Raw genomic sequence first — 26,506 nt, 5'->3', positions numbered from 1 at the left:
CCCCCCCGCGGGCTCCCCCGCGGGCAGCCCGGGGACGAAGGCCACAAGCCCGCCCTTTCCCGCGGCCCTGCGCTTGTGGCGGACGTAGACGCCCGAGGCAGGGCCCCCGCCCACCAGCACCACCGCCAGCCCGGGCCGGGCCATGCCGGACGCCACCCGCGCGTCCACCCGGACCTTCAGTTCGTCCAGCAGGTTCTCGGCAATGCGGCGGCCGTCCAGGATTCGGGCAGTCATGGGGAAGCGCGGTGTAGAGTCGGCCCCTATTGTCCCCGATTCCCCCATCCCAACGCGACCCGCCAGCCCCATGACCGACACCGACGCCCTGGAAGCCGCCGCCTTCCGCCGCCTGCTCAAGCACCTCAACGAGGAGCGCACCGATGTGCAGAACATCGACCTGATGATCCTGGCCGGTTTCTGCCGCAACTGCCTGGCCGACTGGTACCGCGAGGCCGCCCACGAGGCCGGCGTGGCGATGGACAAGGACCAGGCGCGCGAACGCATCTACGGTATGCCCTTCGCCGACTGGAAAGCACGCCACCAGCACGAGGCCACGCCGGAACAGCTGGCCGCGTTCAAGGCCGCGCAGGAGCGGCATGGCTAGGCCGTGCCGGATGCTGGCATGGGGTGCCGGCGCCGTCCTCGTTGTCTATGTCGCCCTGTGCGCGCTGCTGTACCTGCAGCAGCGACGGCTGATCTACTACCCCCAGTTCACCCGCGTGAACGCCGCGCAGACGGACTTCGCCCTGGCGCGGCAGGACGTGGTCCTGCGCGGCTGGGTCGTCAATCCCGGCCGCCGGGACGCCCTGCTCTACTTCGGCGGCAATGCCGAATCGGTCGAGGGAAACCGGGAAGCGTTCACGCGCGCCCTGCCCTCGCACACGGTGTATCTGGTCGCATACCGGGGTTATGGGGCCAGCGATGGCGAACCGACGGAAACCCACCTGCTGGCCGATGCGCTGGCCCTGCATGACGACATCGCGAAACGGCATGCCGGCGGCCATGTCGCGGTAGCCGGTCGCAGTCTGGGCAGTGGCGTGGCGACCTTTGTCGCCGCCGAACGCCGGGTGCCCACCCTGGTGCTGGTGACCCCGTTCGACAGCCTGGCAGCGGTCGCACAGGCGTACTACCCGATGTTCCCGGTCGGCCTGCTGCTTCGCGACCGGTACGACTCGGCCTTGCGCCTCCCGCGCCACCAGGGGCGACTGTTGGTCCTGCGCGCGGGCCAGGACCAGGTGGTGCCACCCGCGCACACCGACCGGCTGCTCAAGGCGCTGGGGCGGCCGGCACAGGTGGTGGAGTTCCCCGCGGCTGGCCACGACGACCTGTCGCTCGACCCGGCCTACTGGTCGGCCATCGGCGATTTCCTGGCGATGGGCGGCGACTGAGCGCGCCGGCTATTCCTCTTCTTCCTCGCCGATGATCTCGGCGGCTTCTTCGTTGAGTGCCTTCGCTTCGCGCTTGGGCTTGGTGAAGGGCGTCGGGGTCGGCTTGGTGTGTTTCGCGTTGCCGTACAGCGCCGGGATACCGGAACGCAGGTCGCCGCCGGCGATCTCCAGTTCCAGCCGTTCGGCGTCGCGCCTGCGGATTTCCAGGGCGATGGTTTCCGCATCCTCTCGCGACGCGCCCACGCTCATCAGCGCCGCCTTGCCGAACTCCACCGCGGACTCGAACGTCTCACGGATCTGGTAATCGACCCCTGCGCCGATCAGCGCGAGCGAATGCTCGCGGTCGAACGAGCGCACCAGCACCTGGGCCTGCGGAAACTCGTGCCTGACCAGTTCGACGATACGGCTGGCCGCGTCCTTGTCGTCGACGCAGATCGCGATGGACTGGGCGGTCTGCGCACCGCAGGCCCGCAGCACGTCCAGCCGGGTGCCGTCGCCGTAGTAGATCTTGAAGCCGAATTCCTCGGCGTTGCGGATCATCTCGATGTCGGTGTCGATGATGGTCACGTCCACGTCGCGGGCGAGCAGCGACTGGCTCATCACCTGGCCGAAACGGCCGAAGCCGATGATCAGCACGCTGCCGCTGAGGCCATTGGCCTCCTCGATGCCTTCCATCGACGGCGCGTCCGGGTGGGTGTAGCGGCGCAGCAGCAGCACGAACAGCGGCGTCAGCGCCATCGACAGCACCACGATGGCGGTGAGGTTGGCGTTGACGGTCGCATCGATGATCCCGGCCGCGGCCGCAGCGGCGAACAGCACGAAGGCGAACTCGCCACCCTGCGCCATCAGCACCGCACGATCCAGCGCTTCGGCATGGGGACTGCGGGTCACCCGCGCGACGACGTAGATGCACGCGGCCTTGACCACCATCATCGCCAGTACCGCGCCGACGATCAGCGGCCAGTTGCTCGCCACCACGCCCAGGTCCAGCGCCATGCCTACGCCCAGGAAAAACAGGCCCAGCAGGATGCCGCGGAACGGTTCGATGTCGGCTTCGATCTGGTGGCGGAAGGTCGATTCCGACAACAGCACGCCCGCCAGGAAGGCGCCCATCGCCATCGACAACCCGCCCAGTTGCATCAGCAGCGCCGCCCCCAGCACGACGAGCAACGCCGCTGCCGTCATCACTTCGCGCGCCTTGGCCGCCGCCAGCACGCGGAACAAGGGGTTGAGCAGCCAGATGCCCGCGGCGATCAGGCCGGCCAGCGAGGCCACGCCGATGCCGATTGCCAGCCAGCGCGAGCCCTCCTCCGGCTGCACCACTTGCGGCGACATGAAGGCCACCAACACCAGCAGCGGCACGATCAGCAGGTCTTCGAACAGCAGGATCGAGACCACCTTCTGCCCGTGCGGCAAGGCGACGTCGCCCCGTTCGGCGAGCAGCTGCATCACCACCGCCGTCGATGTCAGCACGAATCCCATGCCGCCGATGAAAGACACGGCCAAGGGATAGCCGAACGCCAGCCCCACGCAGGTCAGCAGCACCGTGCACAACGCGATCTGCAGTGTGCCCAGGCCGAAGATCTGCCTGCGCAGGCTCCACAGATGGCTGGGCCGCATTTCCAGGCCGATGACAAACAGGAACATCACCACGCCCAGTTCGGCGACGTGCAGGATGGATTGCGGGTCGTTGAACCATTTCAGTCCGACCGGCCCGATCGCGAGGCCGGCCGCCAGGTAACCCAGCCCCGAGCCCACTCCCAGGCGCCGGAAGATCGGCACCGTCACCACCGCCGCACCCAGCAGGGCGACGACACTCACCAGTTGGCTGGCACCCGATTCTGCACTCATGCCGCGAGTCTACTGGATGTCGCCCGACGCGAATGTCTCAGCCGTGCTCCATCATCGTTGCATGGTGTCGGCGACGAACAGGCAACGCCGCCCACACCGTCATCCGCACCCGGAACGTCGTGGCCACTGTACCGGCGTCTCAAGGTGAGCCAGTAGCTGACCCAGGCCGTGTATCGCCAGCCGAGCCAGAGGGCGAACCAGAGTATCGCCGTCTGCAGGACGCCCAGAGGTGTCAGGTGCTCCAGCAGGTGGTGGGACAGCTGGGTGACGGCGAACACATAGACCAGATCGAAGAACAGCTCGACGCTGGCGACTTTCGCCGGCTGGCCTGGCGTGCGCAGCAAGGGATGGATACGAGCGGTCAAGGACGGCACTCCCGAAGGACAGGAAGCATCAGCGCGCCGGCGCCTTCCACGCCAGCAGCCAGCCGGCCGCCACCGGCACCGCGAAGATCAGCAGCTGGATCGGCAACTCCTCCTGCAGCGAATAGCCATGGGACATGCCGGTGCGCAGGTTCCAGATCACGGCCGCCAGCCAGCCCACGGTAAACAGCGCCGCCGCGAGGCGACGCTTGGCAATGCCCGCCGACCATAGAGCGATCCCCACGATCACCAGCCCGACAACGATGAACAACAGGGTCCGCATGGTGCTTGCTCCATGGAGTGGGCGAGTTCGCCCACGGTAACGCAGCGATGGCCGGGATGTGGAGAGGGCAAGCGCGCCCTCCCCCTTCACTTGGTGGTGTAGCCGCCGTTGATGAGGATCGTCTGCCCCGTGATCCACCAGCCGTCGCTCACCAGGTGGCGGATGAAGGGCACCACGTCCTGGATATCCGTCAGGCCGGTCTTGCTGAAGGGCGACAGCGCGGCTGCGGTCTTGTGGTACGCCACGGCGTCTTCCCCTTCAGCCGGGTAGAAGAACGGCGTATCCATCGGGCCGGGACCTACGGCCGTCACCGAGATCCCGCGCGCACCGAATTCCTTGGCTGCGGCCCGGGTGAAATGCTCCACCGGCGCCTTGGTACCTGCGTACGAGGCATAGAACGGCGTGAACGCCCCCAGCAGCGACGTCACCAGCGTGACGACCTTGCCGTTGTCGTTGACGTGGCGACCGGCCTCCTTGAGGAAGAAGAAGGCGGCCTTGGCGTTCACCGCAGCCATCTCGTCGTACTCGGCTTCGCTGATGTCCGTGATCGGTTTCTTCAGCACCTTGCCGACCGTGTTGATGGCGATGTCCGGCCGCCCCACGGCGGCGACGGTATCGGCGAACAGGCGTTCGACGCCGCCTGCCGTGGTCAGGTTGCCCTGCAGCGCGACGGCGCGCGCGCCGGCATCGCGGATCGCGGCAACGGTCTTCTCCGCATCGGCCCGGCTCGCGTCGCTGTTGTAATGGATCGCGACGGCGGCAGCACCCTGTTGCGCGAGGTCGCGGGCGATCAAGCCGCCGAGATTCTTGGCGCCACCGGCGATCAAGGCGACTTTGCCCCGAATGGAATGATCAGTCATGAAATGCTCCTGGCTTGGGACGGGATCTCGCGGCGATACCCAACGACAGAGTGGGCAAGCGCGACGAGGCACGTCTAAGATGAGGTGAACGGATTCCTGCGGCTTTCACGATGTCCCGTCCGCTATCAAATTCTCCGGTCTCAAATCACATTAGTGGAGCGCACGCTGCACCAGCGACAGTTGCCGACCCGGAACCCGGTCAGATCCCGCAATACCGCGTGCTGGCGCAGGCGCACTGGCCAGGCGTGGAGCTGCTGCTCTGCAAGGAAGACATACGCCAACGCACGCTCTGGGCCATCGATGAGCCGCGCCACACCGTCATCGTCCACCTGGGCGGCTCGATGCGCGAACTGGACACCGAGATCGACGGCGTCGGCGCGACCCACATGCCACCTTCACCGGGCGACATCTGGCTGGTCCCGGCGGGAAAGCGCTACGCCAGCCAGGCGTCGGGACAGGTCATCACCTACGCCGAATTGCGCATCTCGCCCGTGGCGAACGTGGACATCGGCGTGGACCGGCGCGCGCCCATCGAAGCGCTGATGCCGCGCCTGGGCCACCGCGATGAATTCCTCCCCTACAGCGTCCCGCGCCTGGGTCGGCTCAGCCAGCAGGACGACGACCTGTCGGCCATGATGGCCGAGCGCCTGCAGCTGCTCCTGCTCCAGCACCTGTACGCGGCTTATCGGCTCCCTGCCCTTCCCGCGTCGGTGCCGACCGCGCTCGCACCCGCCGTCGCGCGGCGACTGAGCGACCATATCGAAAGCGCCCTGGCCCAGCGCATCGCGCTGGCGGACCTGGCGACGCTGGCCGGCATGAGCGTGCACCAGCTGCTGATCGCGTTCCGGCGCACCTTCGGCACCACGCCGACGCAGTACATCCTGGCGCAGCGCCTGCGGCGTGCGCGCTGGGACCTGCTCACCCGCAACGAGGACATCACCGGCATCGCCCTCGCCTGCGGCTTCGCCAGCCACAGCCACCTGAGCGCGGCGTTCAAGCGCGACACCGGCATCACGCCCCGCCAGTTCCGCGAGGGCCTGAGAATGCGCCCGCTGGACTGACTAGCCTGCCCGGCAGAATGCGGCGTAATCGATGTAGCCGGGGAACGGCCGGCCAACCGCGCATACCGCGCAGCCCGGATCATGGCGCAGGCGTGTCTCGCGGAAGCGCATGGACAGCGCATCGAACTGCAGCAGCCGCCCGGCCAACGAATCGCCGATCCCAAGCAACAGCTTCACGACCTCGGTGGCCTGCAGCAGGCCGATCACGCCCGGCAGCACACCCAGCACGCCGGCCTCCGCGCAGTTCGGTGCGAACTCCGGTGGCGGCGGCTCCGGGAACAGGCAGCGGTAGCAGGGCAGTTCGCCACGATGGCGGCCCGCATCGAAGACGCTCACCTGCCCTTCGAACCGCTGCACTGCGCCATACACCAAGGGGATGCCCAGCTTCACGCAGGCATCGTTGAGCAGGTAGCGCACCGGGAAGTTGTCCGCGCCATCCAGCACCACGTCCACGCCGTCCAGCAGACGCTCGATGTTGTCGGAGGTGACGCGCGCCTGCATCGCTTCGACCTGCGTCCGCGGATTGAGCGCACCGAGCGTGGCCTGCGCCGATGCCACCTTCGGTTCGCCGATGCGCGCTTCGGTATGCAGGATCTGCCGCTGCAGATTGCTGCGGTCCACCACGTCGTCATCGGCGATCCGCAGATGGCCCACTCCGGCCGCCGCCAGGTAGAACGCCGCCGGCGATCCCAGGCCGCCCGCACCGATCATCAGCACCCGCGAGCCTTCGAGTCGCCGCTGCCCTTCCGCGCCCACTTCCTGCAGCAGCAGGTGTCGCGAGTAACGCTCGTTGAAATCGATCGTTTCAGCGGACATGATCGGACGAACCATCGGCCGCCCCTCGTCCTGCCAGCGCTGTGTACCGCCTTCCACGGACGCCAGACGCGTGTAGCCTGCAGCTTCGAGCGCACGCGCAGCGTCCATCGAGCGTCCGCCCATCTGGCAGATCAGCACGACGGGCGCGTCGCGGCCCGGAAGGTGGCGGTCCGGTTCCGCCAGCAACTGCGCCTTCGCGACGCCGCGCGCGCCGACCGCCTGTCCTCTGGCACGTTCGTGATCCTCACGCACGTCGATGAACACCGCACCTTCGGCAAGCCATGAAGCGACGTCGTCTGGGGAAATGGCTCGGATCGTCATGCCGGGATTATCACGCAAGGGACGCACGACGGCGGCGCTCTGACTGGAACGCGGTGTCGCCGTCAGTACGGGATGACGTCGACCACATCGCCTTCGGCATAGTCATGCACGCCTTCCGGCAGCACGATCAGGGCATTGCTGTCGGCGGCCGCCCGCAGCTGGTGGGACGCGTCGGCGGCATTCGGCAGCACACGCAGGCCGCCACGGCCATCGGGCATCAGCTCGCCGCGCAGGAATTCCAGCCGGGCGTGTCCCTTGCGCCAGGCGGCGCCCAGATGCGCCTGCCAGGCAGGTCGCGGGTCGTCACGCCCCTGCAGGCCGTCCAACAGCGCGCGACCGAGCGTGAGCAGCGTGGCCAGGGTCGATACCGGGTTGCCGGGCAGGCAGAGGAACAGCGCACGGTCCCACTCACCGAACAGGACCGGCATGCCCGGTTTCATGCGCACCTTCCAGAACGCGATGCGGCCGTGGGCGCCCAGCAAACCGGGAAGATGGTCCTTCTGCCCCGCCGACACGCCCCCGCTGGTGATGACCACATCGAACGCCGAAGCGGCGTCGGCCAGCATGACCTGCATGCGCTCGGGGTCGTCGGGCAGCGTGGGCCATGCGGTCGGCTCCAGGCCCTCGGCGCGCAGCAGGCCCATCAGCAGGTCGCGGTTGCTGTTGTAGACCTGCCCGGGCCGCAGCGGCAGGCCGGGTTCCACCAGTTCGTCGCCGGTGGTGAACACGGCCACCGTGGGGCGCCGTGCCACCGGCAGCGTCGCCAGGCCCAGGGCTGCGGCCAGTCCGATCCGCGCGGGGGTCAGCACCTGGCCCTTGCGCATCACCTCGGTACCTGCGGTCACGTCCTCGCCGATACGCCGCACATCCGCGCCAGGCCGTACGCCTGCCGGGACCTCGATGCCACCGTCTGTTTCGATGATGTCTTCACGGATGGCGACCGTGTCGGTGCCCTCGGGCAAGGGCGCGCCTGTCGTGATGCGGACGCATTCGCCGGGACCGACGCGCAGCCCCTGGGCCACACCCGCGTACTGTTGTCCCACCAGCCGCAGGCGTGTCGGGCCCTCGGAAGCGAGGCTGGCATGCGCGAACGCCACGCCGTCCATCCGGCTGTTGTCGAACGACGGCAGGTCGATCGGCGCGCGAACCGCATCGGCCAGCACGCGGCCGCTGGCACGATTGAACGCGAGAGACTCGCTACCCAGGCGGCGCGACCGCGCCGCGTCCCAGATCAGCGCGATGGCTTCATCGACGGCGATGCGGGTGGGGTACGCGCTCACTTGCGCGTGACGTGCCGGATCAGGCGGCGCTTCTTGGCGATCTGCTTCTCGGTCAGCACGTTCTTCTTGCCTTCGTAGGGGTTGGCACCTTCGCGGAAGATGAACCGAACCGGCGTGCCGACCAGCTTGAAGCGCTTGCGGAAGAAGTTCTCCAGATAGCGCTTGTACGACTCCGGCAGCACCTTCAGGCGGGTGCCATGCACGATGAAGGTCGGCGGATTGGCCCCGCCCGGGTGTACGTAGCGCAGCTTGGAGACGTGGCCGCGGATGCTCGGCGGCGGGTTGGTCTCGTACGCGATCTCCAGCGCCTTGTTGACCTCGCTGGTGCCGAACTCCTTCGTCGCCGAGGCATGCGCGCGATGGATCGCCTTGAACAGTTCGCGCAGGCCCGAGCCATGCAGGGCCGAAATCCGCACGGCCTCGGCCCACTCGACGAATCCGAGTTTGCGCGCCAGCAGCGCTTCGGCCTGCTCGCGCTGGTAGGCGGTCAGCCCGTCCCACTTGTTGATCGCCACCACCAGCGCACGGCCGGCGTCCAGCACGGCGCCGAGCACGGTCGCATCCTGGTCGGTAACGCCTTCGGTGGCATCCAGCAGCAGCACGGCGACTTGGCACTGCTCTATCGCCTGCAGTGTCTTGACCACGCTGAACTTCTCGACCGCCTCCTCCACCTTGCCCTTGCGGCGCAAGCCGGCGGTGTCGATCAGCCGATATTGGCGACCGTCGCGCTCCATGTCGACCGCGATGGAATCGCGCGTGGTGCCCGGCACTTCGGAGGCGATCATGCGTTCTTCGCCGAGCAGGCGATTCACCAGCGTGGATTTGCCCACGTTGGGACGGCCGACGAAAGCCACGCGCATGCGGGCGGGATCGTCGTCCAGCGCCTCGCTGACGCCTTCTTCCGGCAGGCGCGCGTGTACCTCGGACAACAGGTCGTCGATGCCCTGGCGATGCGAGGCCGAGATGGTCGTGACGTCCGAGAATCCGTAGCGGGCGAAGTCCGCCAGCGCCGTGGATTCGTTGATGCCGTCGATCTTGTTGATCACCAGCAGGGTCGGACGCGCGGTCTTGCGCAACCAGGCGAGGATTTCATCGTCCAGCGCGGAAGGCCCTTCGCGTCCGTCCACGATGAACAGCACAAGGTCCGCTTCTTCCGCGGCGGCGCGTGCCTGGCGCGCGGTGGCGCCTGCCAGGCCCTCTTCCTCGCCGGCAATGCCGCCCGTGTCGACCACCAGGAAGGGGGCATCGGCATCCAGGCGGCAGACGCCGTAGTTGCGGTCGCGGGTGACACCGGGCTGGTCGTGCACCAGGGCATCACGACTGCGGGTCAGCGCATTGACCAGGGTGGACTTGCCGACGTTGGGACGGCCCACCAGGGCGACGAGGGGCAACATGCAGGGGAGCAACCGAAGGATGGAAAGGTCGCCGGATGCGCGCCGCTGCGCACGTGGCAGGGCCGCTCCGGTCGGTAAACGGGCCGCCATGGTATCGGAATACGCCCCCGTCCGCGAAAAAGGGCCGCATGGCGGCCCTTTCGGGGTAACGGCATGGGAGCGGCAGGGCCGCTCCCACCGCAGGCTCACTTGAAGCCGAATGCGGTCAGCCCGCCCTCCACGTCCTGCACCAGCAGGATGCCGTCGGCCACGACCGGCTTGCCGCGCACGGCCTTGCCGCCGACGCGCGCGCGCGCCACCACCTCGCCGTTATCCGTCTTCATCCAGTGCAGGTAGCCGTCGTAGTCGCCCACCACGGCGTAGTCCCCATGGACCGTGGGTGCGGTCAGCGAGCGGCGTGCCAGCGTCGTGTTCGACCACAGCGCGCCACCGCTGTATTTGTCCAGCGCCCACACGGTACCCGCGGGGTCGGACCCCAGCACCGCGCCGCTGGTCACCGCCAGCCCGCCGGCGCCGCCGTTGTCGCGCGTCCACAGGGGGCGCCCGGAGGGACCCTCGATGGCCACGGTCTCCTTCTTGAAGCTGGTGGCGTACACCGTGGTGCCTTCCAGTACCGGCGCGCCATCGACGTCGGCCATGCGCTCCAGTTCGCTGCGGCCTTCGGGCGTGCCGACGGCCTGGGTCCACATCTCGCGTCCGTCATTGGCGGACAGCGCGGTCAGGGTACCGTCGTCGCTGCCCACGACCAGGACGCCGGGACCGACCAGCACGGGCGCATTGCCGCGCACGGTCAGGCTGGGCAGTTCGTTGGTCCAGAACCAGCGGCGCTCGCCGGTGGCGTTGCTGAACGCGGTAACGCGCCCATCGTTGCTGCGCACGAAGACGTTCTCGGGGCCTACCGTCGGCGCCGCAACGACCTCGTTGGGCACCTTGGCCTGCCATTTCTCCGTGCCGGTGGCCGCATCCAGGGCGACCACCTGGCCATCGAGCGTACCCACCACCACCAGTCCCTGCCCGGCACCGGGGCCACCGGAGAAGCGGAGATCGGACTTGTACTGCCAGACCTGCTTGCCCGTCTGCAGATCGAAGGCGCGCACCCCGCCCTCGACCGCCGCCGCGTACACGCGCCCGCCATCGACGACGGGCGTCTGTTGCAGGCCCAGGCGACCCTCGCCCTTGCCTGCGTTGGCGCTCCAGAGCTTCGCCACCGACACCGTCGGCGTGATGTCGATCAGTTCGGCAGGCTCGGTCGGCTTCTCGTCCGCCTTCTTGCCGCCGAACCACCCCTTGATCGTGCTGCAGCCGCCCAGTGCCCCTACCAGCAATGCGGCCACCAGGACGCGGGACGCCACAGGATGGGCACGCATCATGCCGCACCCCCGGTCTTGGGCGGCGTGCCGCCGGCGTGGATCAGCTTAAGCTCGACCAGCCGGCGCTGCGGGGACACCGCATCCAGCGTGGTGAGCGCACGCGTGTAGGCCTCTTGGGCCTCCTTCGCCTTGCCGGTGGCAAGCAGCGCATCGCCGCGCACTTCAAGGCTGGACGCATCGTCGGCCGCGTCGAGCAGTTTCAGGGCTTCGTCGTGCTTGCCGGCATCGATCAGCAGGCGCGCCAGGCGCAGGTTGATCAGCGGACGCAACGCGTCGTCGGGCGTCAGGGCGCGCAAGGTGGCGATGGCGGCGTCACGCTCGCCCGCCTGGACCTGCGCCTTGGCCAGCTGGAGGCCTGCGGTATCGGCATACAGCGCATCATTCTTTGACAGCGCATCCACCGCCGCCTTCGCCTGCTTCAGGTCGCCCTTGGCCAGCCCCTCTACGGCCGTCTGGTACTCCTGGTAGGCCTGTTCCTTCTTGCCGGCCTGGTTCTTCTGCCACCACTGCCAGCCGAGGATCACCGCCAGACCCAGGGCCACGCCGCCCAGCAGGCCGGCACCGTTGTTCCTCAGCCAGCTGCGGACACGTTCGCTTTGTTCGTGCTCGTCGAGCAGATCGTCAATCGCCATGCGCTCTCTTGCCCCGTCTCGGCAGGGTCTTGGTCTAGGTGGACAGACCCGCGCGCGGGTCAGTCACCGACCGGCGCTAGGGAACCCTCAGAGGATACCGTAAAGCGCGCAACGTTCGCTCGCTGATACGGCGCCAAGTCCACCGTACTACCCGCTTGCTGAACCTCGACCGCCGTCGCATCGCCCAACTTGATGCGACCGACTTCACCGGCCGCATAACGGCTCTCATCGCCTGCGCGCAGCCGCGCGTGCTCGACCTTGCGACCGTCGGGTGCGTCGACCTCGACCCAGCTGTCGCCCTTGAACGACAGCGACAGCCAAGGCGTCGTCGCCCGCGGGACGGGTGCCATCGATGCCACGTAGGGCGCCGCAGGCGCACGACCGGAGGGGCGCGACGAATTCGAACCCTGCCGTGTGGCCATCGACGCGGCGGGCACGACGTCGAGCGATGCCATCGCGGGCTCGGGGGCCGGGTCCGCAGAAGATCGCAGCGCCATCCATACCGGCGTGGCGATCACCAGCGTCAGGACGACATAGACCGCGCGACGCTTGAAGCTTTCGAAGACGTACTGCAACCGCGGCGTATGGCTGTGGCTGACCAGCACCGCAGGGGGAGCCACGACCGCTTCCGATTGCGCCAGGAACGGCTCCACGTCCAGCTTGAGGAGCCGCCCATAACTGCGCAGCTGCCCGCGAACGAATACCGCGCCGCCGGACTGGTCCCACTGCCCGGCCTCGAGCGCCTGCAGCACCCTGACCGGCATCTTCAGCCGCTGGCTGACGTCCTGCAACGACAGGCCGGACTGCTCACGCGCCGACCGCAGCGCCTCACCGCACCCCTGCGGCGGCGACATGCCCCCACCTACCGAATCCATCATGGCCCTGCATTTCCCCCGGTTGTGACGTCCCTCGCGTCAGGGAACTCCGCCCGAATGCGCTGAACATATCGACTGGCAGCGGCCTTGTCGCCGAGTCTTTCCTCGATCTGTGATGCGAGTTTCAACACTGCGACGGAGGCTGGTCCCGCCGCCAGCCTCCGTTCGATGAAAGCGCGCGCCGGCAGGTACTGCTGACGGCGGAACTCCAGCTCGGCCATGGCGCCCAATGCAGTCGCGCTGGACGGATCGCGCGACAGCGCCTGCCGCAGATCGCGTTCGGCACGCTCCAGCTGTCCGGTACCCAAGGCACAGTTGCCGGCATTGGCCTGCGCCACCTCCGGCGTGCCATAGCCAGGCGCCTGCATCGCCCGGTCGAACCAGACCAGGGATTCGGCCTGGAAGCCGTTGGCACACAGCCAGGTACCGTAGTTGTTCTGCATCGCGCCCTGGGCGGGCGCCAGCTCCCCCGCCCGCCGATAGTGCTGCCCGGCCTGCTCGGACTGCCCACGACGGTCGGCGACGACGGCCAGCAGGGTTTCCGCATCCGCCGAATCCGGCGCCAGCTTCAGGGCCGCGCGCGCCTCCTTCTCCGCCGTCTCCAGATCGCCGGCCTGCAGGCGCTGTACCGAACGGGACACCATCATCTGCACGGACTGGCGCCGCTTCACTTCGGGACTGTCCTTGACGGAATAGTCCTGTGCGATCTGCTCGCCGTCCTTGCGCTCCATCTTGGGGCGGACGAAGGTCAAACGGCTGCAGGCGGTCGCCAGCAGGAGGGGAACCAGCAGCAGGCAGAGCGCCTTATGCCGCATCGTCGATGCCCTGTTCCTGCAGTTGCCGGCGGAACTCGGCCTGACGGCGGGTGCGGGCCATCACCTCCCCCTTCAGCTGACCGCAGGCGGCATCGATGTCGTCGCCCCGGGTGCGGCGGACCATCGTCAGCACATGAGCGTCGAGCAGCAGCTTCTGGAAGGCGCGGATGTCCTCTTCCGGCGCCCGCTCGTAGCGCGTGCCGGGGAACGGGTTGAACGGAATCAGGTTGACCTTGCCGGCGTCCTTCAGTTGCGCGGCATTGCTGAACTTGCGCATCAGCTGGGCGAGCTGCCGCGCGTGTTCGGGCTGGTCGTTGACGCCCTTCATCAGCGTGTATTCGAACGTCACCGAATCGCGCTTCTTGTTCGCGCGCAGGTAGCGCACGCACGAGGCCATCAATTCGGCGATCGGATACTTCCTGTTGAGCGGCACCAGCTGTTCGCGCAGCGCATCGTTGGGCGCATGCAGCGAGACGGCCAGCGACACGTCGGTCTCGGTGGACAGGCGATCGATCATCGGCACCAGTCCGGACGTCGAGAGCGTGACGCGCTTGCTGGCCAGGCCGTAGCCAAGATCGTCGCGCATGATGTTCATCGCGCGCACGACGTTGTCGAAATTCAACAGCGGCTCGCCCATGCCCATCATCACCACGGTGGTGAGGCGACGGTTCTGCGCAGGCACGTTGCCCAAATGGCGTGCCGTCACCCAGACCTGGCCGATGATCTCGGCAGTGGTCAGGTTGCGGTTGAAGCCCTGCGTGGCGGTAGAGCAGAACGTGCAGTTGAGGCCACAGCCCACCTGCGACGACACGCCCAGCGTCCCGCGGCTCTTGTCGGGGATATAGACGGTTTCGACGGCATTCTTGCCGTCCACGCCCATGCCGAGCAGCCACTTGTGGGTGCCATCGGCGGAGGGCTTGTCGAACACCACCTGCGGCACGACGACTTCGGCGTGTTCCTGCAGTTTGGCGCGCAGGTTCTTGCCCAGATCGGTCATCTGGTCGAAATCGGTGACGTAGCGGTGGTGGATCCACTTCATCACCTGGTGGGCGCGGAACTTCTGTTCGCCGAGTTTCTCGATGAAGAAATGTTCCAGACCCTCGCGGTCCAGGTCCATCAGGTTCTGCTTCGCAGACACGGGCGCGCCGACGGCCACGGACGGAGCGTCCGTGGCCAGCTTCAATTCGATCGGCGGCAGTTCGTGGCTGCTCATCACGCGATCATTCAGCGCGAGAACACTTCGGTGGCGGCGAAGAAGTACGCGATCTCGGTGTTCGCGTTCTCGACCGAATCCGAACCGTGCGCAGCGTTGGCGTCGATGGAATCGGCGAAGTCGGCGCGGATCGTGCCCGGCGCGGCATCCTTCGGATTGGTGGCGCCGAGGATCTCGCGATGCTTCAGCACGGCGTTCTCGCCTTCCAGCACCTGGATCGCGACCGGGCCGGAGATCATGAATTCGACCAGCGCGTTGAAGAACGGACGTTCGCGGTGAACAGCGTAGAAGCCTTCCGCTTCACGACGCGACAGGTGCTTCATCTTCGAGGCGACGATCTTCAGGCCGTTCTTTTCGAAACGGGCATAGATTTCGCCGATGACGTTCTTGGCAACGGCATCGGGCTTGACGATCGACAGGGTGCGCTCCAGCGCCATGGGGATTTTCTCCGTTGGGCGGGCCACTGAAGACCCGAGGTTAACATGAAAAACCCGCGTCGAAACGCGGACTTAGACCAGAAAGCGTAGCGAGATTCTAAAGCATCCGGCGCCGCAGTGCAGCAGGATTTCGCTGAATGCTGCTCTGCAGCATGACAGCGCCCGCCGGCCGACGGAAAATCAATCAAACAAGCGTTTGATTCAGTCCCGGAGGGGCCATGGGCAACACCACGCATTTCTCCACCAAGGAGCGCATCCTGGGGGCTGCCGAAGAGCTGTTCGCCCAGCACGGGTTCGCCGGCAGGTCGCTGCGCCAGGTCACCAGCCGGGCGGATGTGAACATCGCCGCCGTCAACTACCACTTCGGCAGCAAGGAAAACCTGGTCAACGAGGTGTTCCGCCGCCGTATGGACGACATGACCGCTGCCCGCCTGTCCCTGCTCGAGAAGGCGCTGGCTCAGCGCCCGGGGCAGCTGGAGCCGATCCTGGCCGCCTTCGTCGAGCCCGCCCTCGCCCTGGCCCAGGACCGCCATGGTGGCGGTGCCTTCGTCCGGGTCATCGCCCGCGCCTACGCCGAGAAGAATGACGGGCTGCGCAAGTTCCTGTCCGACCACTACGGGCACGTGTTGCGCGAGTTCGGCAAGGCCATTGCCGGCTGCGTGCCGGGCCTGAGCAAGGAGGAGCTCTACTGGCGGCTGGACTTCTTCTCCGGCGCCCTGACCTACGCCATGGCCGACTTCGGCCTGATCAAGCGCCCCCCGGGTGTCACGGAGGCTGCGCACCGTGAGCGTGCCGCCCGTGAACTGATCCGCTTCGCCGAGGCCGGCCTGCGCGCCGACCATGTCTGAAACCCCTGCCATTCAAGGAAATTCCATGTCCAATCCATTGCTTGTACGCAAGGCGGCCGTGCTGGGCGCCGGTGTGATGGGCGCGCAGATCGCGGCGCACCTGACCAACGCCGGTGTCGATACGGTGCTGTTCGATCTGCCCGCCAAAGAGGGGCATCCGGATGGCATCGTGCACAAGGCCATCGCCAATCTGGCCAAGCTCAGCCCTGCTCCGCTGGCCAGCAAGTCGCTGGCCGAAGCGATCACGCCGGCCAACTACGAGACGGGGCTTGAGCACCTGAGGGGCTGCGACCTGATCATCGAGGCCATCGCGGAAAGGATGGACTGGAAGCAGGACCTGTACCGGAAGATCGCCCCCTACGTCGCTCCGCATGCGGTGCTGGCCAGTAACACTTCTGGATTGGGAATCAATAAGTTGGCTGAAGTTCTTCCTGAAGAACTTCGGCACCGCTTCTCCGGCGTGCACTTCTTCAACCCGCCACGCTACATGCACCTGGCCGAGCTGATCCCGGCGAAGTCCACCGACACCTCGGTGCTGGAAGGCCTCGAGACCTTCCTCACCACCACCCTCGGCAAGGGCGTGGTGTACGCCAAGGACACCCCGAACTTCATCGGCAATCGCATTGGCGTGTTCTCGATCCTGGCCACGGCGCACCACACCGGCGAGTTCAAGCTGGGCTTCGACGAAGTGGACGCGGTCACCGGTCCGCTCATCGGCCGCCCGAAGTCCGCCACCTACCGCACCTCCGACGTCGTCGGTCTGGACACCATGGCCCATGTCATCAAGACGATGGCCGACACCCTGCCGGACGATCCGTGGCATGCCTACTTCACGTCCCCGAAGTGGCTGGAAGCCCTGATCGCCAAGGGCGCGCTGGGCCAGAAGACCGGTGCCGGCATCTTCCGCAAGGTCGGCAAGGACATCGTGGTCCTCGACCTGGAGAAGCAGGACTACCGCGCGTCCGACCGCACCGCGGCGCCGGAGGTGGTCGAGATCCTGAAGATCAGGAATCCGGCCGAGAAGTTCGCGAAGCTGCGCGAGAGCCAGCACCCGCAGGCCCAGTTCCTGTGGGCGGTGTTCCGCGACCTCTTCCACTACAGCGCCTACCACCTGGCCGACATCGCCGAGACCGCGCGCGACGTCGACCTGGCCATCCGCTGGGGCTACGGCTGGTCGCTGGGTCCGTTCGAGACCTGGCAGGCGGCCGGCTGGAAGCAGGTGGCGCAGTGGATCGCCGACGACATCGTGGCCGGCAAGGCCATGAGCAGCGCGCCGCTGCCCAACTGGGTGTTCGATGGCCGCGAGGGCGTGCACGGCACCGAGGGCAGCTACAGCCCGGCGAAGAACGCCAAGCTGCCGCGCTCGGGTCTGCCGGTGTACCAGCGCCAGCGCTTCCCGGATCCGCTGCTGGGTGAGGCGTTCCCGCAGGGCGAGACCGTGTTCGAGAACGACGGCGTCCGCCTGTGGACCGACGGCGACGGGATCGGCGTGGTCAGCTTCAAGACCAAGATGCACACGGTATCTGACGCTGTGCTGGACGGCCTGCAGGAAGCCCTCGCCATCGCTGAGCGGAAGTTCAAAGGCCTGGGGATCTGGCAACCGAAGGAGCCATTCTCCGCGGGTGCCGATCTGGCCGGCGCGCTGGGCGCGCTGCAGGCCGGGAGGATCGCCGAGTTCGAAGCCATGGTCGCCAACTTCCAGGCCACCAGCCAGCGCATCAAGTACGCGCTGGTCCCCGTTGTGGCGGCCGTGCGCGGCCTGGCTTTGGGCGGCGGCTGCGAGTTCCAGATGCACAGCGCGCGCACCATCGCACACCTGGAAAGCGACATCGGTCTGGTCGAAGCGGGCGTGGGCCTGCTGCCGGCCGGCGGCGGCCTGAAGGAAATCGCGGTACGCGCCTCGCAGGCGGCCGGTCCCGGCGGCGACGTGTTCGCCGAACTGAAGAAGACCTTCGAAACGGTCGCGATGGCCAAGGTCTCGGCCTCCGCGGTCGAGGCCAAGGAACTGGGCCTGATGCGCGCGGGCGACAAGGTCGCCTTCAATGCCTATGAACTGCTGCACATCGCCAAGCAGGAAGCCCTGGCACTGGCCGAGACCGGCTACCGCCCACCCCTGCCCGCGCGCCGGATCCAGGTGGCCGGCGACGTGGGCATCGCCACCTTCAAGATGATGCTGGTGAACATGCTGGAGGGCCGCTTCATCAGCCCCTACGACTACGAGATCGCCGTGCGCATCGCCACCGTGCTGTGCGGTGGCGAAGTGGACCGCGGCGCGGTGGTCGACGAGGAGTGGCTGCTGAAGCTGGAGCGCAAGCACTTCGTCGAACTGGCGCAGCAGGAAAAGACCCAGGCCCGCATCGCGCACATGCTGAAGACCGGCAAGCCGCTGCGTAACTAAGCGACGGACAAGGACACATCGAAATGAGCAAGCAGATCCAAGAAGCCTACATCGTCGCCGCCACCCGCACGCCGGTCGGCAAGGCGCCCAAGGGCGTGTTCCGCAACACCCGCCCGGACGACATGCTGGCGCACGTGCTGAAGTCGGTCGTGGCGCAGGCCCCCGGCATCGACGTCAACCGCATCGACGACGCCATCATCGGCTGCGCGATGCCGGAAGCCGAGCAAGGCATGAACGTGGCGCGCATCGGCCTGCTGTTGGCCGGCCTGCCGAACACGATCGCCGCGCAGACCATCAACCGCTTCTGCTCGTCCGGCCTGCAGGCCGTGGCGATGGCGGCGGACCAGATCCGCCTGGGCCATGCCGACCTGATGCTGGCCGGCGGCACCGAATCGATGTCGATGGTGCCGATGATGGGCAACAAGATCGCCATGGCGCCCAGCGTGTTCGACAACGAACACGTGGCCATCGCCTACGGCATGGGCATCACCGCCGAGAAGGTCGCCGAGGAATGGAAGGTCTCGCGCGAGGACCAGGACGCCTTCGCCGTCGCCTCGCACCAGAAGGCCTTGGCAGCGCAGGCAGCGGGTGAATTCCGCGACGAGATCAGCCCCTACGAAGTCATCTCGCGTCAGCCCGACCTGGCCGGCAACACCGTGCGCCTGAAGAAGCTGCTGGTGGAGCAGGATGAGGGGCCGCGTGCGGACACCTCGCTGGAAGGCTTGGCCAAGCTGCGCACGGTGTTCCGCAATCCGCAGTTCGGTGGCACGGTCACCGCCGGCACCTCGTCGCAGATGAGCGACGGCGCCGCTGGGGTGCTGCTGGCCTCGGAGCAGGCCATCAAGGATTACGGCCTGACCCCGCTGGCCCGCTTCGTCAGCTTCTCGGTCGCCGGCGTGCGCCCGGAAGTGATGGGTATCGGCCCGATCGCCGCGATCCCGAAGGCCCTGAAGCAGGCCGGCCTGACCAAGGACCAGCTGGACTGGATCGAACTCAACGAAGCCTTCGCCGCCCAGGCGCTGGCCGTGATCCGCGACAGCGAACTGGACCCGTCGAAGATCAACCCGCTGGGCGGCGCCATCGCGCTCGGTCACCCGCTGGGGGCGACCGGCGCGATCCGCACGGCGACGATCGTGCACGGCATGCGTCGACACCAGAAGAAGTACGGCATGGTGACCATGTGCATCGGCACCGGCATGGGCGCGGCCGGCATCTTCGAATCGCTGTAAGCATCAGCGATCACCCGACAGGAATGGCGCCGCAAGGCGCCATTTCTTTTGGTTACTTGGATGGCGTTACGCCATGCGGGCGCCGTCGGGTACGGGACGTTCCACGGCCGTCACCACCACGCCGTCATCGGTGTGGAATCCGGTCAGCAGGAATTCCGAAATGAACGGTCCTACCTGCTTCGGAGGGAAATTGAGGACGCCCACGACCTGCCGTCCCACCAGGTCCTCCGGCGCATACAGCGCGCGGATCTGGGCACTGGTCTTCTTCACGCCATGAGGGCCGAAGTCGACCCACAGCTTCCACGCGGGTCTGCGTGCTTCCGGAAACTGCTCAACCCGCAGCACCGTCCCGGCGCACAGCTGGACGCGCGTGAAATCCTCCCAACCGATCACCTGCACACTCTCCATCACGCACCTTCCCTTCTTTTCTTCCGTGCCTTCCACGCATCCTTGGCCTCCGCCCACCAGTAGCTCACCTGCGCGCCCAGGAAGCCGGCAGGCTTCATCGCGGACACCAGGCCGTAGGCGGCGAATTCGCGCCATCGCCGATCGCCTTGCGCGATGGCGGAGGCGATGACTTCGCCCGCCAACGTCGTGGGCGCGACGCCATGCCCACCGAATGCCTGCGCCACCCACAAACCCGGCTCCACCTGGCCGATCTGCGGCATCTCGTGGCGGGCATAGCTCCTCAGGCCGGACCAGGCATGGTCGATGCGCACCCCCTCCAGTTGCGGAAAAACCCTCAACATGTCGCCGTACAGCAGGCGCTCGACCGACCGAGGCGAGCGATCCAGAACCGAAATACGCCCGCCCCACAGCAGACGGGAGTCGGGCAAAGGCCGGTAGTAGTCGAATGCGAAGCGCGTGTCGTAGATGGCCGCGCGCGTGCGCAGCGCCGTGTCCATCCGCGCCCCCAGCGGCTCGGTGACCATCACGTAGGTGGCGATCGGCAATACCCCCGCGTCGACACGGCGATGCAGGCGCGCCAGATAGCCGCCGCATGCCAGCACGACCTCGCGCGCGTCGACGCGGCCGGAAGGCGTGGTGACCCGCCAGCCCTCCTCCCGCCGCTGCAGCGATACCGCAGGCGAATCGCCGAACAGGGATACACCCTGCCGCGACGCCGCCAGGACCAGGCCGTAGGCGTACTTGAGCGGATGGAAGTGGAAAGCCCGTGGCTCGAACAGCGCGTCGTGATATCGCGGAGTGAGTATCCGTTGACGCAGGTCGTCGCGCTCGACCCAGTGCCAGTCCTGCGCGAAGACATCGGCCAGCAACGCCTGACGTTGCCGCAGCAGGTCGCGGTCGTCGAACCAGTTCGCCCAGAGGATCCCGGCCTGGGTGTCGTCGCAGGCGATGCCATACTGCGCGATGCGCCTGCGGATCAGTTCCACCGCTTCCACGGTGCCCGCGTACAGCGCGCGCGCGCGTTCGCGCCCCAGATCGCGCAGCAGAGCCGCTCCGCCGCGGGAGAAGCCACCGAACACGAAACCGCCATTGCGGCCGGAAGCACCGAATGCGGGCTGCTCCGCTTCCAGCAGCACGACATCGCGGTGTCCCCGCTCGGCCAGGCCCAGCGCCGTGTTCAGACCCGCGAAGCCTCCACCCACCACGCAGACATCCGCGTCCAGGGCCGTATGCAACGTGGGGAGCGCGGGCGCGCTACCGGCGGTGTCGGCGTAATAGTGGCGGATGGACATGGGCACGCGCCGATTCTGCGGGAAGCGGGCGGCCCTTCACCAGGGCATGTCGCGCCGCAGGCTTTTTCTGGGGAGAGTCAGCCCAGTTCCCGGACGCCCAGTTCGTTCAGTGCACTCTGCATCATGCTGCGTGCCGCGTCGCTGAGCGCTTCGTGGTCCAGCGCGTAACGGATGGTGGCTTCGATCAATCCGATGTGCGTGCCACAGTCGAAGCGGGTGCCCTGGAAACGGTAGGCATGCACCGGCTTCTCGCGCAACAGGGCCGCGATGGCGTCCGCCAGCTGGATTTCGCCGCCGGCGCCCGGCGCCGTACTTTCCAGCAGCGCGAAGATGCGCGCGTCCAGCACGTAGCGCCCCACGACCGCCAGCGTGCTGGGGGCGACCTCCGGCTTGGGCTTTTCCACGATGGCGTCGATGCGTCCTTCGCGTCCCGAGAAGGCGTCCGTCGCCACGATGCCGTAACTGCCGGTCTGTTCGCGCGGCACGTCCTGCACGGCGATCACGCTGGCGCCGCTGGACTCCGCCGCATCCGCCATCTGCTTGAGGGCGCCCGGCCCGCGGTTCCAGATCAGGTCGTCGGGCAGCAGTACCGCGAAAGGCTCGTCGCCGACGATGGCCTTGGCGCACAGCACCGCATGCCCAAGCCCCAGGGCTTCGGCCTGAGTGACGAAGACGGCACGAACGTGTGAGGGCAGCACGTTGCGGACGAGTTCCAGCTGTTCGACCTTGCCCGAGCGCTCCAGCTTCTGTTCCAGCTCGTACGCCTTGTCGAAGTAGTCCGCCACCGCATGCTTGTAGCGGTTGGTGACGAAGATGAGCGTATCGCAACCTGCCTCGACCGCTTCATCCACCGCGTACTGGATCAGCGGCCGGTCGATGATCGGCAGCATCTCCTTGGGAACGGTCTTCGTTGCGGGCAGGAAGCGGGTGCCGAGCCCCGCCACGGGGAACACGGCCTTGCGGATGCGGGGCGAAGTCATCGGGTCCTGCGGGCGTCTCGACCGGGGAAGACCACGATGTTAGCCGATGCTTCGTTCTGTTCGTTCGACATCGGCGTGAACTCCGGCACAGCGATCCTCAGCACTTCGGCCAGTTCGGCGGTGTCGTAGCGGGCATGCGCCGCCCGCAGGCGCTGCAGGGCCAGATCGATGAACTCGCTCGAGACCTCACGCGCGATCGCCTTCATGATCTTGGAGTGCGAGGTGGGTTGGTAGCGCTCGTCGGCGTGGAACAGCGTCTCGTGCAGCTTTTCGCCGGGGCGCAGGCCCGTGTAGACGATGGCGATGTCGCGCCCCGGCTGCTTGCCGGCCAAACGGATCATCTGCTCGGCCAGCAGCCGGATCGGTACCGGATCGCCCATGTCCAGCGTATAGATCGAGGCGTGCGCCGCGCCCGATGCCGCCTGCAGGATGAGCTGGCAGGCTTCCGGGATGGTCATGAAATAGCGGGTGACGTCGGGATCGGTCACCGTGACCGGCCCCCCCTTGCGGATCTGTTCGCGGAACAGCGGCACCACGCTTCCCGCCGAATCGAGGACATTGCCGAACCGCACGGTGACGTAGCGCGTGCCGGATCGGGCATCGTCGAGCGACTGGCAGGCCATCTCGGCCAGGCGCTTGGTGGCGCCCAGCACGTTGACCGGATCCACCGCCTTGTCCGTCGAGATCAGCACGAAGGTCGCCACGCCAGCCTCGCGGCAGGCGCGCGCCACCGCTTCAGTTGCCAGCACGTTGTTGCCCACGGCTTCGCGCAGATGGCCTTCCAGCAAGGGCACCTGCTTGTAGGCAGCGGCGTGGAACACGGCGTCCGGCTCGGCGACCGCCAGCGCGTGGGCGATGACGGCGGGGTCGCCGCAATTGCCCAGCACCGGCAGGACTTCCAGGTCGGGAAAGGCACGCCGCAGGTCTCCCTGGATGGTGATCAGCGCCAGTTCGTCGATTTCGACCAGCGCGATCCGCTGGGCTCCATGCCGTGCGCACTGCCGGCAGAGTTCCGATCCGATCGAGCCGCCCGCGCCCGTCACCATGACGGTGCGCCCGCCCAGCCAGCCCCGGATGAGTTTCCAGTCCGGCGTCACCGATTTGCGACCCAGCAGGTCTTCGATCGCGACCTCCTTGAGGTCGCCCGGCATGGACTGCCCTTCCAGCACGTTGATCAGTCGGGGCACCATGCGGAACGGCAAGCCTGTGCTCTCGCAGATCGCCACCACCCGCTGCATGGCGGGCGCGTCCAGCGAGGGCATGGCGATGACGAGCATCCGCGCCGCGGTTTCCCGGGCGACGGCGGCGGCGCTCTCCAGTCCCCCCAGCACGGGAATACCCTGCAGCTTGGAGCCATGCAGACGCACTGCATCATCGAGGAAGGCAACCGGATGGTAGACGCCGGTGCGGCGCAACTCGCGAACCAGGGCTTCGCCTGCACGCCCTGCGCCAAGGATCAATACGCGCGAGGCCGTTTCATTGATGCGCTGCGCCTGGCTGTCCTTCCATGCACGATAGATCAGACGCGGCAATCCGAGGAAACCGACCAGTGCGAACGGATAGAAGCCGAGCACGATGCGCGGCGTAGAGCCAAAGCGGTTATAGAAGAACAGACCCAGCACCACACCCAGGAACCCGAGGGCGCAAGCCTTCACAATGTTCCACAGATCCGGCAGGCTGGCGAAGCGCCACAAACCGCGGTAGAGCCCCATCCACCAGAACACCGCACCCTGCGCCAGCAGGACGATGGCGATCTCGTTGGACCACAGGGGGAACTCCGGGGCGGGCGCCAGCATGGCGTAGCGCAACCGGTGCAGGACTTGCCAGCATACCCACACCATGGCCAGATCGTGGGCCGCGACGAGGACGCGTGGCATGAAACCGCTCAATCGATCCCGCCAGGATTTCATCAGCTCCATCTCCAGGTGCCTGTGCTACCCACGCCATCCTCGGCGCAATGAAAACCAAAGCGCCCCACCTACTCCGTAGGCAGCGATCACCACGGCGAGCGCCACCCCGAGCCTCGCTTGGGACAGCGCACATGTTAACAGTAATGTAACGCCGCCAAACGCCGCGTAAATCACGGTTACGGAGGTGTGTCCATAGCGTCGTGCGCCCATCTGGTAGAGGTGGCTGACATGGGGGGTCCACCACGGCTCGCCGCGCAGCATGCGCTCCAGCAGCGTGAAGCCCGCGTCGACGAGGAAGGCCGTAAGCGGCAACAGCAGCACGGGAAGCCTTCCGGGCGGCGATGCGAGAGCCGCGGCCACGACCAACCCGGCCAGCGCGAACCCCAGCGCCCCGCTACCGACATCCCCCAGAAATATGCGGGCCTTGGGAAAGTTGAAGGGCAGGAAGCCCAGGCAACCCGCCAGCACGGCCAAGGCCAGCCAATGCCAGCTGTCCGTCGGCAGGGTTGAAAAGGCCAGCGCCGCCAGCGCAGCCTGGCTGGCCGCCAGCCCATTGATGCCGTCCATGAAGTTCCAGACATTGACCAGCACCATGGCGATGGCAAATGCCAGTAAGGCCGGCCCTATCTGGCCACTCTCGCCCCAAGCGCCCGCTGCCAGGGCCAGGGCCGCGACGGCCTGGACGACCAACCGCAGCCAAGGAGACAGCGGGCGATGGTCGTCCCACCAGCCGATGCCGGCGACAATCAGGAAGCCGGGCAGGAACCCGACCCATAGGACGCCTGCGGAGGGACGCAGGGCAAGGAAGGCGCCCGACGCCAGCACCACTGCCACGATGGCGATCCCGCCGCCGCGGGGCGTCGCGACGCTGTGACTGCGCCGTTCGCCGGGCTGATCCAGCAGATTGCCGCGCAACGCATAGTGACGTGCCCACCACGTCGCCACAGCGGCGGCCGCGGTCAGCAGCCCCAGCCAGACGAATGCGTGAGGCATCAGACCACCGCGTAGTTCAGCAGCGGCTTGATGGTGCCCCACTCCTTGCAGCTCGGGCACTGCCAATGGTGCGTGCGTGCTCCGAATCCGCACCGCGTGCACCGGTAGCTGGGATTGCGCACCAGCAGCTGATCGGTGATGTGCTTCAGATCGTGCAGGGTCGCCGCCGGATCTGCGCCTTCGGCCAGCGTGAGGTCGATCAGTGCGGCCTCGCCTCTTACGGACGGACGATCCTTCAGCTGTCGGGCCAGATAGCTCCGGGCGGCTGCGACGCCCTCCTGGCGTTCCACCAGTCGGGTCAGCGCCAGCACGGGCGCGATGCCGCGATAGTGCTCGCACATCTCGGACAGGAACGCACGCGCACCCGACAGGTCGCCCACCTGCTCGTACCCGGCCAACAGGCTGGGCAGCACCTCGGGCAGGTAGTCGGGATCGTGGCGCGCCGCTCGCTCGAACGCACGGATCGCCGCTTCGGGATTGCCCGCATCGGATTCAATCCGGCCTTCGATGATGCCGGCGCGGACGCTGCCCGCATCGGCCTGGTAGGCGCGCGCTACCGCGGCACGGGCCGCGTCGACGTTGTTGGCGGTACGCTGGCGTTCGGCAAGCTCGCACTCGAACTGGGCGACCAGCTTGCCCATGGGCTCGCCGGTGACTTCCTCATAGCGCAGCGCGTTGTCGATCGCCTTTTCCCAATCGCGCTCTGCCTGGTAGATGCCGATGAGGTGCTTGAGCGCCTGTGGCGCCCGCTGGTCGATGCGCGCCAGATCAGTGAACACGGTCTCCGCCCGGTCCAGCAGGCCCGAGCGCATGTAGTCCTCGCCCAGCGCCAACAAGGCCTGCACGCGCTGGGCGTCGCTCAGGTCCGAGCGCTGCACCAGACCCTGATGCAAGCGGATCGCGCGATCCACCTCACCCCGCCGCCGGAACAGATGGCCCAGCGCGCCCTGCGTCTCGAAGGTTTCCTTGTCGAGCTCGGCGATGTGCAGGAAAAGCTCGATCGCCTTGTCCGGCTGCTCGTTGAGCAGGTAATTCAGACCGCGGACGTAGGTACTCGACAGCCGGCTGACCTGGGTGTCGCCGTGCCGCTGCCCACCACGTCGGCCGATGATCCAGCCACTGAGCGCAGCCAGCGGGAGGAAGAGAAAGAACCAGAACCACTCGGTCAGGAAGGCCATGGATCAGGCGCCGGCGTCTTGGGACGGCGCCACGGCGCGCGTGGCCTTGCGCAGTTTGGCGTACAGGGGCCAGACCAGCGTCGCCAGCACGATCAGCCCACCGACCACCACGCCCAGCAGCAGCGACAGCATGATGCCCACGCCGGACGAGGTCTGGAATTCGGTGAACAGCAGCTTGAGGGTGATCGGCTGCGTGTTGAGCACACCGATGATGAGTCCGTAGGCCAGAAACAGCAGTGCGACGACCAGGCGGAACATGTTCATCAGGCGACTCCATGCAGGACGGCGCCTAGCTTAGCGGAGTCGGCGCGGAAC

At 67.2% G+C, this 26,506-nt stretch carries 26 protein-coding genes and 1 pseudogene; 6 read left to right on the top strand and 21 right to left on the bottom strand.

The window, feature by feature from the left end:
• Positions 1 to 234: tetrahydrofolate dehydrogenase/cyclohydrolase catalytic domain-containing protein (locus CSC76_RS12745; RefSeq protein ID WP_274382096.1), on the bottom strand; the 234-nt coding region annotated here is incomplete at its 3' end.
• Between the two features lie 70 nt (positions 235 to 304).
• On the opposite strand from CSC76_RS12745, the gene CSC76_RS12740 reads away from it, so the two are divergent.
• A complete protein-coding gene (locus CSC76_RS12740) occupies positions 305 to 601 on the top strand; it encodes a DUF1244 domain-containing protein (protein WP_162110383.1) in 297 nt (98 codons plus the stop codon).
• Positions 594 to 1,385 (top strand): alpha/beta hydrolase, encoded by a 792-nt coding sequence (locus CSC76_RS12735; RefSeq protein ID WP_238394967.1) that lies wholly within the window; start codon positions 594 to 596, stop codon positions 1,383 to 1,385. Before CSC76_RS12740 ends, CSC76_RS12735 begins: the two co-directional genes overlap by 8 nt.
• Before the next feature lie 9 nt (positions 1,386 to 1,394).
• Here the strand turns inward: CSC76_RS12735 and CSC76_RS12730 are convergent, their stop codons facing one another.
• From CSC76_RS12730 to CSC76_RS12715, 4 genes and pseudogenes are all read right to left on the bottom strand, one after another.
• Positions 1,395 to 3,236, bottom strand: a complete 1,842-nt coding sequence (locus CSC76_RS12730; protein ID WP_162110382.1) for a monovalent cation:proton antiporter-2 (CPA2) family protein — start codon at positions 3,234 to 3,236, stop codon at positions 1,395 to 1,397.
• Positions 3,237 to 3,385: 149 nt separating this feature from the next.
• Positions 3,386 to 3,601 (bottom strand): annotated as a pseudogene (locus CSC76_RS19105) (low temperature requirement protein A); the annotation flags it as partial.
• 28 nt (positions 3,602 to 3,629) lie between these two features.
• Complete coding sequence (locus CSC76_RS12720) at positions 3,630 to 3,881, bottom strand: hypothetical protein (RefSeq protein ID WP_162110381.1); 252 nt, start codon at positions 3,879 to 3,881, stop codon at positions 3,630 to 3,632.
• An 86-nt stretch (positions 3,882 to 3,967) separates the two neighbouring features.
• A complete protein-coding gene (locus tag CSC76_RS12715; RefSeq protein WP_162110380.1) occupies positions 3,968 to 4,741 on the bottom strand; it encodes an SDR family oxidoreductase in 774 nt (257 codons plus the stop codon).
• 218 nt (positions 4,742 to 4,959) lie between these two features.
• On the opposite strand from CSC76_RS12715, the gene CSC76_RS12710 reads away from it, so the two are divergent.
• Positions 4,960 to 5,802, top strand: a complete 843-nt coding sequence (locus CSC76_RS12710) for a helix-turn-helix transcriptional regulator (protein ID WP_162110379.1) — start codon at positions 4,960 to 4,962, stop codon at positions 5,800 to 5,802.
• Here the strand turns inward: CSC76_RS12710 and moeB are convergent, their stop codons facing one another.
• The 9 genes from moeB to ndk form a co-directional block, all read right to left on the bottom strand.
• On the bottom strand, positions 5,803 to 6,939 hold the full coding sequence (gene moeB, locus CSC76_RS12705) for a molybdopterin-synthase adenylyltransferase MoeB (protein ID WP_162110378.1): 1,137 nt from the start codon (positions 6,937 to 6,939) through the stop codon (positions 5,803 to 5,805).
• 62 nt (positions 6,940 to 7,001) lie between these two features.
• Entirely contained in the window at positions 7,002 to 8,219 is a 1,218-nt protein-coding gene (locus CSC76_RS12700; protein WP_162110377.1) for a molybdopterin molybdotransferase MoeA, read from the bottom strand.
• Positions 8,216 to 9,613: a ribosome biogenesis GTPase Der gene (gene der / locus CSC76_RS12695; protein WP_162110376.1), complete on the bottom strand. Its 1,398-nt coding sequence runs from the start codon at positions 9,611 to 9,613 to the stop codon at positions 8,216 to 8,218. The genes CSC76_RS12700 and der overlap by 4 nt, the downstream gene beginning before the upstream one ends.
• A gap of 185 nt (positions 9,614 to 9,798) precedes the next feature.
• Positions 9,799 to 10,980 carry an outer membrane protein assembly factor BamB gene (bamB, locus tag CSC76_RS12690; RefSeq protein WP_162110375.1) on the bottom strand — a complete coding sequence of 394 codons (1,182 nt, stop codon included), beginning with the start codon at positions 10,978 to 10,980 and terminating at the stop codon, positions 9,799 to 9,801.
• Positions 10,980 to 11,615 (bottom strand): YfgM family protein, encoded by a 636-nt coding sequence (locus CSC76_RS12685; RefSeq protein WP_162110374.1) that lies wholly within the window; start codon positions 11,613 to 11,615, stop codon positions 10,980 to 10,982. Before CSC76_RS12685 ends, bamB begins: the two co-directional genes overlap by 1 nt.
• A 59-nt stretch (positions 11,616 to 11,674) precedes the next feature.
• Positions 11,675 to 12,469 (bottom strand): helix-turn-helix domain-containing protein, encoded by a 795-nt coding sequence (locus CSC76_RS12680; RefSeq protein ID WP_238394966.1) that lies wholly within the window; start codon positions 12,467 to 12,469, stop codon positions 11,675 to 11,677.
• Positions 12,470 to 12,489: 20 nt separating this feature from the next.
• A complete protein-coding gene (pilW, locus tag CSC76_RS12675; protein ID WP_162110372.1) occupies positions 12,490 to 13,305 on the bottom strand; it encodes a type IV pilus biogenesis/stability protein PilW in 816 nt (271 codons plus the stop codon).
• Complete coding sequence (gene rlmN / locus CSC76_RS12670; RefSeq protein WP_162110371.1) at positions 13,295 to 14,518, bottom strand: dual-specificity RNA methyltransferase RlmN; 1,224 nt, start codon at positions 14,516 to 14,518, stop codon at positions 13,295 to 13,297. The genes pilW and rlmN overlap by 11 nt, the downstream gene beginning before the upstream one ends.
• An 11-nt stretch (positions 14,519 to 14,529) precedes the next feature.
• Positions 14,530 to 14,955, bottom strand: coding sequence for a nucleoside-diphosphate kinase (gene ndk / locus CSC76_RS12665; RefSeq protein ID WP_162110370.1), 426 nt, complete (start codon positions 14,953 to 14,955; stop codon positions 14,530 to 14,532).
• Between the two features lie 218 nt (positions 14,956 to 15,173).
• On the opposite strand from ndk, the gene CSC76_RS12660 reads away from it, so the two are divergent.
• The 3 genes from CSC76_RS12660 to CSC76_RS12650 are packed head-to-tail and all read left to right on the top strand — an operon-like array spanning position 15,174 to position 19,430.
• Complete coding sequence (locus tag CSC76_RS12660; protein ID WP_162110369.1) at positions 15,174 to 15,803, top strand: TetR/AcrR family transcriptional regulator; 630 nt, start codon at positions 15,174 to 15,176, stop codon at positions 15,801 to 15,803.
• Positions 15,804 to 15,828: 25 nt separating this feature from the next.
• The gene (locus CSC76_RS12655) at positions 15,829 to 18,201 is read left to right on the top strand and encodes a 3-hydroxyacyl-CoA dehydrogenase/enoyl-CoA hydratase family protein (protein ID WP_162110368.1); all 2,373 of its coding nucleotides are present in this window, start codon (positions 15,829 to 15,831) and stop codon (positions 18,199 to 18,201) included.
• A gap of 23 nt (positions 18,202 to 18,224) precedes the next feature.
• Positions 18,225 to 19,430, top strand: a complete 1,206-nt coding sequence (locus CSC76_RS12650; protein WP_162110367.1) for an acetyl-CoA C-acyltransferase — start codon at positions 18,225 to 18,227, stop codon at positions 19,428 to 19,430.
• A 66-nt stretch (positions 19,431 to 19,496) separates the two neighbouring features.
• Here CSC76_RS12650 and CSC76_RS12645 read toward each other — a convergent pair whose 3' ends face one another.
• The 7 genes from CSC76_RS12645 to CSC76_RS12615 form a co-directional block, all read right to left on the bottom strand.
• Complete coding sequence (locus tag CSC76_RS12645; protein ID WP_162110366.1) at positions 19,497 to 19,838, bottom strand: tRNA-binding protein; 342 nt, start codon at positions 19,836 to 19,838, stop codon at positions 19,497 to 19,499.
• A complete protein-coding gene (locus CSC76_RS12640) occupies positions 19,838 to 21,130 on the bottom strand; it encodes an NAD(P)/FAD-dependent oxidoreductase (protein ID WP_162110384.1) in 1,293 nt (430 codons plus the stop codon). The genes CSC76_RS12645 and CSC76_RS12640 overlap by 1 nt, the downstream gene beginning before the upstream one ends.
• Before the next feature lie 77 nt (positions 21,131 to 21,207).
• On the bottom strand, positions 21,208 to 22,110 hold the full coding sequence (galU, locus tag CSC76_RS12635) for a UTP--glucose-1-phosphate uridylyltransferase GalU (RefSeq protein ID WP_162110365.1): 903 nt from the start codon (positions 22,108 to 22,110) through the stop codon (positions 21,208 to 21,210).
• Positions 22,107 to 24,020, bottom strand: a complete 1,914-nt coding sequence (locus CSC76_RS12630; RefSeq protein ID WP_162110364.1) for a nucleoside-diphosphate sugar epimerase/dehydratase — start codon at positions 24,018 to 24,020, stop codon at positions 22,107 to 22,109. Before CSC76_RS12630 ends, galU begins: the two co-directional genes overlap by 4 nt.
• Before the next feature lie 24 nt (positions 24,021 to 24,044).
• On the bottom strand, positions 24,045 to 25,013 hold the full coding sequence (locus tag CSC76_RS12625) for an MraY family glycosyltransferase (protein ID WP_162110363.1): 969 nt from the start codon (positions 25,011 to 25,013) through the stop codon (positions 24,045 to 24,047).
• The gene (gene lapB, locus CSC76_RS12620) at positions 25,013 to 26,191 is read right to left on the bottom strand and encodes a lipopolysaccharide assembly protein LapB (protein WP_162110362.1); all 1,179 of its coding nucleotides are present in this window, start codon (positions 26,189 to 26,191) and stop codon (positions 25,013 to 25,015) included. Before lapB ends, CSC76_RS12625 begins: the two co-directional genes overlap by 1 nt.
• 3 nt (positions 26,192 to 26,194) lie before the next feature.
• A complete protein-coding gene (locus CSC76_RS12615; protein WP_162110361.1) occupies positions 26,195 to 26,455 on the bottom strand; it encodes a lipopolysaccharide assembly protein LapA domain-containing protein in 261 nt (86 codons plus the stop codon).
• Positions 26,456 to 26,506: the final 51 nt, after the last annotated feature.

Origin of the sequence: Pseudoxanthomonas mexicana, from assembly GCF_010093385.1 — a bacterium.
Classification (GTDB): domain Bacteria; phylum Pseudomonadota; class Gammaproteobacteria; order Xanthomonadales; family Xanthomonadaceae; genus Pseudoxanthomonas_A; species Pseudoxanthomonas_A mexicana.
Note: the sequence above shows the minus strand (reverse complement) of the source record. Positions and strands in the feature narration are given on the sequence as shown.

Excerpts from the sequence above, each read along its gene's own strand:
- rlmN (WP_162110371.1), bottom strand. The coding sequence starts at position 14,518 with ATGAGCAGCCACGAACTGCCGCCGATCGAATTGAAGCTGGCCACGGAC.
- CSC76_RS12740 (WP_162110383.1), top strand. The coding sequence starts at position 305 with ATGACCGACACCGACGCCCTGGAAGCCGCCGCCTTCCGCCGCCTGCTC.
- CSC76_RS12735 (WP_238394967.1), top strand. The coding sequence starts at position 594 with ATGGCTAGGCCGTGCCGGATGCTGGCATGGGGTGCCGGCGCCGTCCTC.
- CSC76_RS12625 (WP_162110363.1), bottom strand. The coding sequence starts at position 25,013 with ATGCCTCACGCATTCGTCTGGCTGGGGCTGCTGACCGCGGCCGCCGCT.
- lapB (WP_162110362.1), bottom strand. The coding sequence starts at position 26,191 with ATGGCCTTCCTGACCGAGTGGTTCTGGTTCTTTCTCTTCCTCCCGCTG.
- CSC76_RS12645 (WP_162110366.1), bottom strand. The coding sequence starts at position 19,838 with ATGGAGAGTGTGCAGGTGATCGGTTGGGAGGATTTCACGCGCGTCCAG.
- moeB (WP_162110378.1), bottom strand. The coding sequence starts at position 6,939 with ATGACGATCCGAGCCATTTCCCCAGACGACGTCGCTTCATGGCTTGCC.
- CSC76_RS12730 (WP_162110382.1), bottom strand. The coding sequence starts at position 3,236 with ATGAGTGCAGAATCGGGTGCCAGCCAACTGGTGAGTGTCGTCGCCCTG.
- CSC76_RS12650 (WP_162110367.1), top strand. The coding sequence starts at position 18,225 with ATGAGCAAGCAGATCCAAGAAGCCTACATCGTCGCCGCCACCCGCACG.
- CSC76_RS12680 (WP_238394966.1), bottom strand. The coding sequence starts at position 12,469 with ATGTCGCCGCCGCAGGGGTGCGGTGAGGCGCTGCGGTCGGCGCGTGAG.
- CSC76_RS12640 (WP_162110384.1), bottom strand. The coding sequence starts at position 21,130 with ATGTCCATCCGCCACTATTACGCCGACACCGCCGGTAGCGCGCCCGCG.
- der (WP_162110376.1), bottom strand. The coding sequence starts at position 9,613 with ATGTTGCCCCTCGTCGCCCTGGTGGGCCGTCCCAACGTCGGCAAGTCC.
- pilW (WP_162110372.1), bottom strand. The coding sequence starts at position 13,305 with ATGCGGCATAAGGCGCTCTGCCTGCTGCTGGTTCCCCTCCTGCTGGCG.
- CSC76_RS12655 (WP_162110368.1), top strand. The coding sequence starts at position 15,829 with ATGTCCAATCCATTGCTTGTACGCAAGGCGGCCGTGCTGGGCGCCGGT.
- CSC76_RS12720 (WP_162110381.1), bottom strand. The coding sequence starts at position 3,881 with ATGCGGACCCTGTTGTTCATCGTTGTCGGGCTGGTGATCGTGGGGATC.
- CSC76_RS12630 (WP_162110364.1), bottom strand. The coding sequence starts at position 24,020 with ATGAAATCCTGGCGGGATCGATTGAGCGGTTTCATGCCACGCGTCCTC.
- CSC76_RS12660 (WP_162110369.1), top strand. The coding sequence starts at position 15,174 with ATGGGCAACACCACGCATTTCTCCACCAAGGAGCGCATCCTGGGGGCT.
- galU (WP_162110365.1), bottom strand. The coding sequence starts at position 22,110 with ATGACTTCGCCCCGCATCCGCAAGGCCGTGTTCCCCGTGGCGGGGCTC.
- bamB (WP_162110375.1), bottom strand. The coding sequence starts at position 10,980 with ATGCGTGCCCATCCTGTGGCGTCCCGCGTCCTGGTGGCCGCATTGCTG.
- CSC76_RS12615 (WP_162110361.1), bottom strand. The coding sequence starts at position 26,455 with ATGAACATGTTCCGCCTGGTCGTCGCACTGCTGTTTCTGGCCTACGGA.
- ndk (WP_162110370.1), bottom strand. The coding sequence starts at position 14,955 with ATGGCGCTGGAGCGCACCCTGTCGATCGTCAAGCCCGATGCCGTTGCC.
- CSC76_RS12715 (WP_162110380.1), bottom strand. The coding sequence starts at position 4,741 with ATGACTGATCATTCCATTCGGGGCAAAGTCGCCTTGATCGCCGGTGGC.
- CSC76_RS12685 (WP_162110374.1), bottom strand. The coding sequence starts at position 11,615 with ATGGCGATTGACGATCTGCTCGACGAGCACGAACAAAGCGAACGTGTC.